Genomic DNA, 11,051 nt, shown 5'->3' on the forward strand with positions numbered 1-11,051 from the left:
AGCTGCCGGGCGCGTCCACCGCTGCTCGTCTCGTGCAGCCAACATTTTTCAGGCCAAGCCCTCTTTTGCCGGGAACCAAAGTCGGGTTCGCGAGTTTAGTGGGGTTCGATCGCACGCATCCGGTCGACGGGGAGGAAATGATGGACCGCTTGCAATTCTTTTCGCCCGTGCGGGTTTTGCGCGGACAGGGACAGCCTGTGGAGGAGATCGACAGCGTTGCCGAAGCAATGGCATTCTTGCGAAAATGGCCGGCGGGGCGGCGCGGGCCGGTTTACCAGTGCGCCGTGAATTGCTGCGCTGCGGCCATGGCCGGCCGGATGTCGGCCGAGGAAGCGAGAAAGGCTTTTGCCGGCTTCGCCCGGATCACCCGCCTGCTCGAGGGCGATCGGCCGTTGCCGATGAGCGGCGAGGATCGGCATCGCGATCACGCCTTGAGGCGATAGCGCCGACTGCCGCAGATGGTCCGAGCAAGGGTGGCATTCAGCCGGAGCGCCCGATCGGCGACCGACGAGCAGCGCCGGCAAGGTGTCGTAGAGCGCTGCCCAGTAGGGGGCGTAAAACTCACGCCGGTATTCCGGCACTATCCAGTAGACTGCGGCAATGGTCGTGAGCGTAACGATGAAGCCGATGAGCTTGCGCACGACACGCTCGACTTCAAGCGCTCGCATCGGCTTCGCCTGCAATCCCGTTGAACGCCTTCGAAACGTCTGGAAATAAGCCGTGTCGACCGCGATCATTGCTGCAGTAGTAGCTGCAATGACAGTCATGGCCTGCAAATGCACAGGCCAGCTTCTGTCGGCGAGCATCGCGACGGTGAGCGTAAGACCAAGCAATCCTGCAAGGTCGGTGAGGGGCGCGGTCGCCGATTTCGGTCGGAGCGTCATACTACTACTCCCGTTGTCGTGAGGATCGATCGTCGTTGCCGGCCGCGTGGTCGCCGCCACGGTTCAACTCGAGTGGCGCCGCCACCGGAGCCGCTTGAGCAGCCGCTACACTCCGCCGCTGCCGTTAGACCCGCCGCTGCTTGTTCCGTCGTTGCCGCCACTGGATCCGCTGCTGCCGCTCGAACCGCTGCTGCCGCTCGAACTGGTGGTGCCGCTTGAGCTGCTGGCGCCGCTCGATCCGCTGCTGCTGCTTGAGCCGCCGATGGGCCCCTTGTTGACATTGTGCGGGGAGGGATGGTTGTTAGCGCCCTCGCTTACATTTTCGCATGTGCATTTGCGCTGATATTTGGCGCCGAAGGCACTGCCTTCATTGCTCGCCTTCTGGCAGACCAACCCATGGCAAATCAAAGTCGCTTCGGTTGTCTCGGGGGTAAGCCCGGTGATGACTATTGCGGTTGTCGTGGCCGCCATGGCCATGATCGAGAACCGGAGTAAATTCCGAAAATTTTGCATAGATACCTCGCTTTCTGACGCCTCGCTTCTCGGGCCCGCGCCCAAGCTTCCTGATTGTCGAGTGGGTGTTTGCAACAAGGCCGCACACGGATCGCTTACGCCTCAGCGATCGGGGCTCAGGGGCGGCATAAAAAGTTGGACGAAACGCAGACAATGGTGCCGCATTGCGGTATTTCGACCGGAAAAGGCCAAAGATGCACTTTTGGGGGAATGGATAATGTCGAAACGGCTTAGACTGGTGCTGGGAACGGCCGGCGCAATTGCCGTCGCCATTGTCTGGGGGATCGTCGCCACGTCGATGGGGGTGCCATCGATTCTGATCACTGTAGGAGCGGTCGCGATCGGCGCGGGCATCTACAGCTATGTCGATCGAAGCCGAAGCTGATCCGGTTATCAGGCTACGGGCATAGCGCAAAAATCCCACGGTCGCAGACTGTCTGCGGCAATGCTCAGTGTACGAAAATTACCAACGACAGCGTTCTGTGGAACGAGTGGCCTGCCGAAGCTATTGTGGTGGCGGTCCGAGACACCCCCGCCTCGGGTCATTGGCTCACCCGGCCGAGTGGTCCGCTGCTACCCGATGGCAGCGGACCTTTATCCGGAGGACAGACCCGGAAGACGGACATTGTGCCGAATCGAGGGAGAACGATGGTCGTTGACGAGATTGCCGCGCGGCGCCTGAAAAGTCAGCTCGAGCAATACATGGAGACCAGGAAGAGGCGCCACGATGCGGTTTCCACCGCAGCGGCTGAGATCGCGATCAGGGCTGTCATGCCGAATTGCCCGGCCTCCGGAAAAGCCCTGGACGACATGATTGCGGCATGTGCGTTCGAACACGGGCTGGGGGTACTGTTCGATCGACCTGACGCATGAAGGCCTAAACGCCATGAATCCCAACGCCAAAATCGCACGGTGCTGTCGTGCACAAATCCGACGCTGTTCCTGAGACCGCTTGCGACTAGATAAACCAACCAACCGGAGCAGGCATGCCGAGATATTTTTTTCATTTCCGAAACAATGACGGCCGCTTGACGGAAGATTTCGAGGGTCAGGAGTTGGACGGTTTGTCCGCGGCTCAGGATAACGCAATGGCTTCGGCCAAGGAAATCCTGGCCGAGGGCCTGCTCAGCGGCAGCCCGGTCCTGACAGGCCTTTCCTTCGAAATCTGCGACGAGAACCGGAACCTGCTTTTCCGATTTCCATTCTCGGAAGCTGCCGAAAAGGCCGGCACTCGGCCGTGATTGGCCAAAAGCCCCGCGATGCGGGCGAGCTTTGATCGAGCCTGGCTGAAAAACCGCATGTCGCGGCAAGACGGTCGTTGGTGCAAATCAGCACCATAGGCAAATTAGTAGCATAGCTGCCGGCACAAAGCAAGAACAAATATGGGCTTGCCTTGCCTACGGGGCATTACTTATGTCCCTGCGTGTGCCGGCCCGGGCTATCGTGCGTTTCAGGAACTCGAGGGCAGGCACGGGTAGGGGGCACCAAGCGACGTTGCCATTTCCAACCAGTATGTCGATTTGTCGGGCCGGGTGTTCGTCAACTTACCGAAACGTCTTCGCAGGATGCTGTGATCAGGAGTTCCTTTCTCCCGCGGTTGCGTTTACAGGACGCTCAGGACAGTGTCGTTTGCGCGCCAGCAACTGGACCGAGTTAGGCCGGGCGCACAGTCCCCCTCCGTCAAGGTAACCAGTCCGGCGCCGTTTTTGGAGAACAATGATTTGTGGTGGTCAAATAAGCAAAAGAGATTCAAGGGAACGTGGGACGACCGACTGGACGGCCTATTCTCAGCAGAGGTCGACTACGCCGGGAAATCCATTCTCGATGTTGGCTGCAACATGGGTGTTGTCGCCTATGAGATATCCAAGCTAGGACCGAGTTCGATCCATGGGATCGACATTCTCAAGCCGCATATCGAGACGGCCAGGATGATCTTCCTGGGTTGTCCGGTCCAAAGCCGGTTCGATTGTCTCGATCTTGGCAGCCGGAAGCTGCAAAATGTTCTCCAACCGCAGTACGACATCGTCATGCTGCTGGCGGTCTACCATCACATGCAGTGGAGCCTCGGCGCGGACAAGGCGCGACGCGTGCTGTGCGATATCGCCGGGCGTGCTCAAACGATCGTTGCCCGCGTCCCTCCTGGCAAGGATAAGGAGATGATCGCGGTGCTTTCGGATGTGGGCTTTTCAATCAAAAGCAATCACACATCGCCTCTTGGAAGCCATCTCATGGTCCTCGCGAAACACTGACCAGGCATAGCGCGGCCGACGACGAATGGCGCAAGAGCCGCGTGGCTGGGGTCCGCTATGCTCGCATGCGAGGAACCGACGGTCATAGGCCGATGACGTGCAAGGATCCGGTTCGGCATTGACTGCGGTCGGGAACGAAGCCACAGACAGGTGATCGAAACCGTCTCGCGCTTCAAGATAACGTGAAGACCGGACGGGATCGCAACGGGCGGCGACGAGATGATTACAAAGAAACGAGTGTCAACGGCCCCAGCATATCCGCTGATCAAGCGTCTGATTGGCGAAAATCTGCCGCCGCACAAGATGCTGTATGTGACAGGTTTGCTGTGCTCGATCGCCGCTGCTGCGGCGACCGGCGCGGCGGCCTGGATCATGAAAGTCATGATCAACACCATCTATGTCGAGCGAGACGCTGCCGCTGTATCGGGTATCAGCGCCGTCATCATCGGCATTTTCCTGGTCAAGGGCATAGCTGCCTACTGCCAGACCATCACGACGGGAAAGATTCGCCGGGCTATCGTTTCGGACCTGCAAAACCGGCAATTTTCCCGAATGGTGTATTTCGACATCAGCCGTTTCGCGAACCAGCATCCGGCAAAATTCATCTCCAAAATCATGTTCAACGCGCGCGCCGGGGCGACCGTTATTCTCACCCTCACGAGCAGCGCCGTCTCTGATCTGCTGACCCTGATTGCCTTGGCCAGCGTCATGGTCAAGCAGGACCCGGTGATGTCGCTGATATCCGTGGCGGTTCTGCCGATGCTGTTCCTGTCAGTCGGCGCGATAACAAGGAAGCTCAAGGCGCTGGCGAGGGGCGAGACGGAATTGGCCGCACAAGTCCAGTCGATCGGCACGGAAGCCGTCGAAGGCATCCGCACCATCAAGTCCTTCCAGCTCGAGGACAAGGCGGTTGCCAGCTTTGCAAAGGCCGTCCGCAAGATGGAAAGACGTGGCATCCAGATCAACCGGACGTCAGCATTGATGAGCCCATTGATGGAGACCGGCGGCGGCGTGATCATCGGGCTTTTCGTTATGTACGCCAGCTGGCAGACCCTCGGCAACGGCAAGACGCCCGGCGAATTCATGGCCTTCATTACCGCGTTCCTGCTTGCCTATGAGCCTGCCAAGCGGTTGGCCCGGGTCAATGTCGACATCCAGAAGCAAATGGTCGCCGTCGAGCAGATGTATGATTTGATCGACACGCCCGAGCAACGGCGACTCGCGATTGCGGGCGAGCGTCTGACCGACGTCGATGGTGGTATCCGCTTTGAAGATGTGGCCTTTTCCTATGACGGCAACAGCCCCGCGCTCGAGGGTGTTTCCTTCGACGTGCGACCTCGTGAGAAGCTGGCGATCGTCGGCCGCTCCGGCGCCGGCAAGACCACCATCGTCAATCTGATCCTGCGCCTGATGGAGCCGGACAAGGGCAGGATCCTGATCGACGGAAAGGACATTTCGAAGATCAGCCTGGCCGACGTTCGCGATAACATCGCACTGGTATCTCAGGACGTCTTCCTGTTCGAAGGCTCGATCCGCGACAACATTCGCGACGGTCGCCCAAACGCCACCGATCAGGAAATCGAGTCCGCTGCGAATCTCGCCCGGGTCACCAGCTTTGCGTCTGCGCTCGAAAACGGGCTCGACACGCTTGTCGGGCCGAGCGGCACCAACCTGTCGGGCGGGCAGAAACAACGCGTTGCCATCGCACGCGCCCTGCTCAAGAATGCTGCGGTAATCGTCTATGATGAAGCGACATCCGCGCTCGACGGTGAAAACGAACGGGCGGTCATGGAGGCAGCCTTCGACAACACATTTCAGCGCACGGTGATCTGCATTGCGCACAGGCTGTCTACAATCAAGGCGGCCGATCGTATTCTCGTGTTTGACGCCGGACAGCTTGTCGATGCTGGAACGCATGACCAGCTTGCCAAGCACAGCGAGATATATCGTTCGATATTCCACCTGGAGACGCCCGATCCGATGGTCGAAAGCGGCAAAAAGCTGCGGCAGAGCGTATTGCGCTGAAGGCCGATGACCAGCTTTTATCACGGTTCCTATGTCCGGTATGTGATTGGTGGACTGGGCCTTCAGGTGCGCCGGTACAAAAAGGCGGTGCGCAGGTTGTTTTTCAGTCCCAAGCAGCCTCGTTCCATTCTTGAGCTACAGGCCAAGGTTGAGGCCCTGATCGTGCGCAGGGACTGGAAAGGCCTTGAAGCCGGTACCAATGAGATGGCTGTCACGGCCGATCATAATCGCGACCCGGAGCTGATGCAGAAGGCGGGCCAGGCGTTCGAACGCCTTGGCAACTTTGCGCGGGCAGCTGAGCTTCGGCTTTCCGCTCGCCGGCTGCGGAAAGGGAAGAGCGCCAACGAGTGGACCGGCGAGAATCTCGGATCGGATACACTGCTGATCGATCTTGTGGAGGATGACCCGCGCAGCCTTGGCCGGGTTATCCGCCACGCGCGACTGGCCGGCGCTGCCGCTGCCTATGCCCAAAGTGCAACAATTCGGGTCGAGCCGCGCCTGGTATCAATTCTGCAGCGAACGTTCCCGAAGGCGACCGTGGTCCCGGCGCAGCGGGATGTGGTCGGCGACAAACACGCGACTTTCGAAGATCTCGCCTGGGTGTTCGGACGCGACGCCCAAAAGCTTGCTGCCGACTTCGTACCGCTGCGGGCAGATCCTGAACTCGTCGAGGCATTCCGCAAGCGCTATCGGGCGATGACGGATCTGCCGCTGGTCGGTCTCTCCTGGGGCAGCAAGTCCCATACCAAGGACGTGCCTGATTTTCCTGAATGGGCACGGTTCATCGCCCAGACGCCAGCGACATTCGTTTCGCTCCAGTACGGGCAGATCAAGCCGGCGTTGCGGCGCCTTCGCAACGGCAACGACGCGCGTCTGATCTTTGACGACAGCGTCGACCAGATGGTCGACATGGACCGTTTCGCCGCACAGCTCGCCGCACTCGATGCTGTCGTGACGATCAGCAATACGGCGGCCCATCTTGCGGGAGCCATTGGCGTGCCGACTGTTTTCCTCATCGACGATAATTTTCAGACGGCATGGCCAGTGACTGGCGACCGGACACCCTGGTATCCGAAGGGCATTGTCATTCGCAAGGAGGGGCGCCCTTGGTCGCTGGTGCTCGACGAGGCCGGCCGGCGGCTCTCGTCGATCCTGACGACGCTTTCCGACGCTCCCCGGGGACGATAGAACATCGCCGTGCAGAACAGACGAACCATCCTTCAGAAGGCAAAAACCGCCGATCTGCGCCCGCAAGGCGCCGTCGGCAAGCGGCTGCAGAAGGTTCTCGAGCGGGCAAAGGAACTTCTTAGACGTCCTTCGCGCCACGCCGACGAAAGCGCCGAACGGCATATGAGGCTGATGGAGGAAAGCGTGCAGCGTGGTGATTGGCAAACTGCTCGCGACCATGCACTGGCGCTTGGCGTGCTTGGTGAGCAGCTTGGCGATCTCGGCCTGATCAAGAAAGCGGGGCGTGGACTGAGGCGTCTCGACGGAGGAAATCGCATCTGGCAGTTGATGGCGGCGAGCAAGCAGCTGCGCGGCAGGCCCGATTGGGATGGCAGTGATCTTGCGGGTCGCACGCTTCTCGTCGATCGTCGCGAAGGCGACCTGGCGATCTTTTTCCAGTTCGCGTCTTTGCTTGGTCCAGCAGCTGCGGCTGCCGGTCGATGCATCGTCTTCGTCGAGCCGCGACTGGCACCGCTTTATCGCAGAACATATCCTGCGCTCGATGTCAGGATTGAAGGGGAAGAGGACATGGCGGCGGTGGACGCCGATGTCGTTGCCGGTTTCGAGACGCTCGCAAAGCATTTCTGGCCGGACGACCCGGCGGCACGCGCGCCCTTCGTTCCGCTGGAGCCGGACCGCCGACTGGTTGCCGAGCTGCGCGGCACCTATCTCGATGGCGGCCCAGGTCCCCTGATCGGATTTGCTTGGGGAAGCCTCAACAAGAGCAAGGATCTGCCGGCCCTGGACGATTGGCGGACGCTGTTCAGCAGTCTGCCGGGGCGCCTCGTCAGCTTGCAATATGGCGATGTCGGGCCGGCCCTCTCCGAGTTCGAGCGCCACGCGCCGGGGCGCATCATCCATGACGCTTCCGTCGACCAGTTGACGGACATGGACCGCTTTGCCGCCCAAATTGCGGCGCTCGACGCGGTGGTGACGATCAGCAATACCGGCGCCAACCTGGCCGGAGCGCTCGGCGTGCCGACGATTGTCATGCTCGACGACGGGTTTCGACTGTCCTGGCCTGCCTTCGGCGAGACCGTCGCCGCATATCCGAGCGTTCGACTGGCCCGAAAAGGCGGCCGAGCCTGGGCGTCGGCAGTGCAGGAAGCAGGCGGACGGGTCATGCAAATCATCAGCGGAGCTGGCGATGGAAGGTAGCCTACTTCTCGGCCGGTTGCGCCGCGCTGTCGCGCTTGCAGGCTACAAATACAAGGTCTGGTTCCGACGTCACCGCCGGCAGCTCTTCCTTCGCTGGCGCGACGGCGACATTGCCGATCAGATGGCGGATTATCGGCGAAGCGTCGAGTCCCGCGATTGGCCGGCGGCCCTGCCGAAAGCCCTGGCTCTTGGATCCATTGCGAAGTCGAGGGGCGAGGTCCACCTGATCGACGAGCTCAGCAAGGCGCTGATGCGGATGGGCGCTTATGGCGCAGCCGCCGAACTCAGGATCGCCCGACGCCACATCGTCAACGGCCGCGTCGATGGCGAGTGGCTGGGCCAGGATATTTCTGGCCAGACACTGCTGATTGATCTGATGGAAACCGAAAAGCAGGGTCTGGCCACCGCGATCCATCATGCGAGTTCCGTCGGCTGTGCCCTGGAGCGCGCCGCCCGCTCGATCGTGCTGGTCGAGCGCCGCCTGGTACCGCTCTTTCAGCGCACTTTTCCGACCGCCGATGTGCGGCCGGTCGGCGCTGGCGGCAAGGCCGCCTATGCCGAGGCGCAGGCCTTCGCCGGCGTCCAGCATCTGACTGCCGTTTTCGAAACCGACGAGGCGACGATCCGCGAGCATTTCGTGCCCCTTAAGCCGGATCCGGCCCGGGTCGCTGAACTTCGCGCCCGCTACCGGAAGGAAGGACGGCCGTTGGTCGGTATCGCATGGGGCAGCTCCAATCCCGGCAAAGACCTGCCGCCGCTTGCCGCCTGGCGAAACCTGATCGGCCGACCGGACCTCCGGTTCGTCTCGCTGCAGTACGGCCAGATCGAGACCGATCTGAAGATCCTGACCGACGGTGAGCCGGAGCGAATTCTTCATGACAGATCGGTCGATCAGCTCGTCGACATGGATCTTTTCGCCGCGCAGGTTGCCGCGATGGACGCCGTGGTGACCATCAGCAATACCGGAGCGCATCTGGCCGGCGCGCTCGGCATCCCCTCGGTTTTCATTCTGGGCGACGGCTTCAAACGCTCCTGGCCGGTCGAGGGCGACCGCACGCCCTACTATCCATCGGCCGTGCTGGTCTCGAAACGGGAACGCCCCTGGTCCGTGGTGATGGGCGAGGCCGAGTCCATTCTGGCGCCATGGCTCACAAAAGTGAGTGGCTAATGCATGTCGTCCAAAAGCGCGTCACTGAATACGCTTCGACGCGATGCGCATTAAGGAGTTCGGCCGACGGACCGCGGAATGGAGCGCCCGTGTCGAACAGTCGTCGCAACAGGCCAAAAAACATAAGGCATTCCGAACCGGGATATAGTAAAGGCCAATTCGCCCCGCAGAGGATCGCAATTCTTGCCGGCATTTCTGCCTTGTGTTCGAATTAGCCGTAGGCTTAGGCGCCCAGTAATGGGGTTGGTCTGGCCGGCAGCGGTTCGGGCGCCAGCTCTGATAATCTAAAGGAGGTCTCTCCATGTCCTTTCTAAACATGTCCTTTCTAAAATTTTTCCAGGCCAAAGAGCCGCCTCTTCCTCTTATCGTATCCTTTCCAAAATCGGGGCGCACGTGGCTGCGTGTCATGCTGGACGATCTCGGAGTTGAAGTTCAATACATTCACGACGGAACCGACCACAAGTTACTTCGACCGATATCGGGCCTCAAGGAGAATAAATCTCGATACAAGAAGAGAAGAACAATAATGCTTGTTCGCGATCCAAGAGATACGGTGGTCTCAGGGTACTTTCAGGTTCAGAAGCGCCACATGCTTCCAGCGGGATCGTTCAGCGATTTTATCAGAAGCGACAATCATGGGATTGAAAAGATCATCAGATTTAATCTGCATTGGTTCGCGGCCATGCCCCGGATGCGCGAAATCCGGTATCTTCAATATGAAGATATGCATCGGGATACGGCTGGTGTCCTTCGCGCGATCCTTGGATTCCTGAACCAGCAGGCTGACGATCGGACGCTTGTCGAGGTGGCGAACAACCGAACGTTCGACAAGATGAAAGTGAGTGAATCGACCGGTGATCTGTCCGATCGATACGGCAAGATATTACAGCCGCGCGATGCGAATGATCCCGAAAGCTTCAAGGTGCGCAAGGGCAAGATAGGCGGTTACGGGGAATATCTTTCCGAGGACGACGTGGCCTATTGTGACGAGCAGTTGGCTAAGTTCGAATATTGGGAGAAGCTGGACAAGGTTTTTAGCACGAACGGCTTGTGCTACGCTCGCGTCGATAACCGCGCCCGGGTCGCCTTGGGTTAGGGAGCATTGCCGACATGGTGATGCGGACCGGATTCATTTGCGGCTGCGGCCATAGCGGGACGACGTTGATTGCGACGATCCTTGCGTCGCATCCCGACGTCTACCTGCCGCTCCAGGAAACCAACATTTTCTTCAAGTGGACGCCACTGGCCATGTTCCGCTTCTGGAAACTGAAGCGGGCGGCGCTCGATGCTGGAAAGAACCTGCTGCTTGAAAAGACACCGCGGCATATCCGCCGTGTCGCCCGCATTCGCCGGCTCGTGCCCGGTGCGCGTTTCGTCATGCCGGTGCGAGATGGGCGCGACGTCGTAGCGTCCCTGATCAAACGACTTGGCGACCCAACGGAGGCTCTCGACCGCTGGATCAACGACAATGCGCTGGTTCTTGCGGAACGGGGAAAGCCGGATGTGCTGATCTATCGCTATGAGGACCTGGTCGAGAATCCGGCCAAAGTCGTCGAGCAGATATGCGGCTTTCTCGATGTAACCTTCAGCCCGGATCTCCTCGACTATCACAAGAACCCGCAGCAGTGGTTCAAGCCGACCGACGCCAGCGGCGAGACGCCGCATGCGGTGCTCCGGAACCAACAGGTCAATCAGCCGATCTATGACGGGAGCGGAAGATGGCGCTCCGAACTTGGAAACGCCGAGCTACAGGACCTGGTCCAAGGACGAGGTGCCCAGCTTATGAAAGCATTCGGTTATGCATGATGTCGGTTCGGCATCTGCTTG

Annotated in this window: 12 protein-coding genes; all 12 read left to right on the plus strand. The window is 59.9% G+C overall.

What is annotated here, in order from left to right; translation table 11 throughout:
- Nucleotides 1–140: 140 nt before the first annotated feature.
- The 12 genes from NKJ32_RS24015 (at nucleotide 141) to NKJ32_RS24070 (ending at nucleotide 11,030) form a co-directional block, all read left to right on the plus strand.
- Nucleotides 141–443: a DUF982 domain-containing protein gene (locus NKJ32_RS24015; protein WP_084640966.1), complete on the plus strand. Its 303-nt coding sequence runs from the start codon at nucleotides 141–143 to the stop codon at nucleotides 441–443.
- 535 nt (nucleotides 444–978) lie between these two features.
- A complete protein-coding gene (locus tag NKJ32_RS24020; protein WP_352681174.1) occupies nucleotides 979–1,227 on the plus strand; it encodes a hypothetical protein in 249 nt (82 codons plus the stop codon).
- A gap of 27 nt (nucleotides 1,228–1,254) precedes the next feature.
- Entirely contained in the window at nucleotides 1,255–1,782 is a 528-nt protein-coding gene (locus tag NKJ32_RS24025) for a hypothetical protein (protein ID WP_352829083.1), read from the plus strand.
- A 263-nt stretch (nucleotides 1,783–2,045) separates the two neighbouring features.
- A complete protein-coding gene (locus NKJ32_RS24030) occupies nucleotides 2,046–2,270 on the plus strand; it encodes a hypothetical protein (protein WP_352568673.1) in 225 nt (74 codons plus the stop codon).
- A gap of 113 nt (nucleotides 2,271–2,383) precedes the next feature.
- A complete protein-coding gene (locus tag NKJ32_RS35550; protein ID WP_023674976.1) occupies nucleotides 2,384–2,638 on the plus strand; it encodes a DUF6894 family protein in 255 nt (84 codons plus the stop codon).
- Nucleotides 2,639–3,103: 465 nt separating this feature from the next.
- Nucleotides 3,104–3,646 (plus strand): class I SAM-dependent methyltransferase, encoded by a 543-nt coding sequence (locus NKJ32_RS24040; protein ID WP_352568671.1) that lies wholly within the window; start codon nucleotides 3,104–3,106, stop codon nucleotides 3,644–3,646.
- Between the two features lie 237 nt (nucleotides 3,647–3,883).
- Nucleotides 3,884–5,671 carry an ABC transporter ATP-binding protein gene (locus NKJ32_RS24045; protein WP_198023529.1) on the plus strand — a complete coding sequence of 596 codons (1,788 nt, stop codon included), beginning with the start codon at nucleotides 3,884–3,886 and terminating at the stop codon, nucleotides 5,669–5,671.
- A gap of 6 nt (nucleotides 5,672–5,677) precedes the next feature.
- A complete protein-coding gene (locus tag NKJ32_RS24050; RefSeq protein ID WP_352829085.1) occupies nucleotides 5,678–6,859 on the plus strand; it encodes a glycosyltransferase family 9 protein in 1,182 nt (393 codons plus the stop codon).
- Nucleotides 6,860–6,868: 9 nt separating this feature from the next.
- Nucleotides 6,869–8,056 (plus strand): glycosyltransferase family 9 protein, encoded by a 1,188-nt coding sequence (locus tag NKJ32_RS24055; protein ID WP_352568668.1) that lies wholly within the window; start codon nucleotides 6,869–6,871, stop codon nucleotides 8,054–8,056.
- Nucleotides 8,046–9,224, plus strand: coding sequence for a glycosyltransferase family 9 protein (locus NKJ32_RS24060; RefSeq protein WP_352646114.1), 1,179 nt, complete (start codon nucleotides 8,046–8,048; stop codon nucleotides 9,222–9,224). Before NKJ32_RS24055 ends, NKJ32_RS24060 begins: the two co-directional genes overlap by 11 nt.
- Before the next feature lie 301 nt (nucleotides 9,225–9,525).
- Entirely contained in the window at nucleotides 9,526–10,320 is a 795-nt protein-coding gene (locus NKJ32_RS24065; protein WP_352568666.1) for a sulfotransferase domain-containing protein, read from the plus strand.
- A 14-nt stretch (nucleotides 10,321–10,334) separates the two neighbouring features.
- Nucleotides 10,335–11,030, plus strand: coding sequence for a sulfotransferase family protein (locus NKJ32_RS24070; protein ID WP_352568665.1), 696 nt, complete (start codon nucleotides 10,335–10,337; stop codon nucleotides 11,028–11,030).
- Nucleotides 11,031–11,051 lie beyond the last annotated feature (21 nt).

Origin of the sequence: Mesorhizobium sp. M0159, from assembly GCF_040322295.1 — a bacterium.
Classification (GTDB): Bacteria; Pseudomonadota; Alphaproteobacteria; order Rhizobiales; family Rhizobiaceae; genus Mesorhizobium.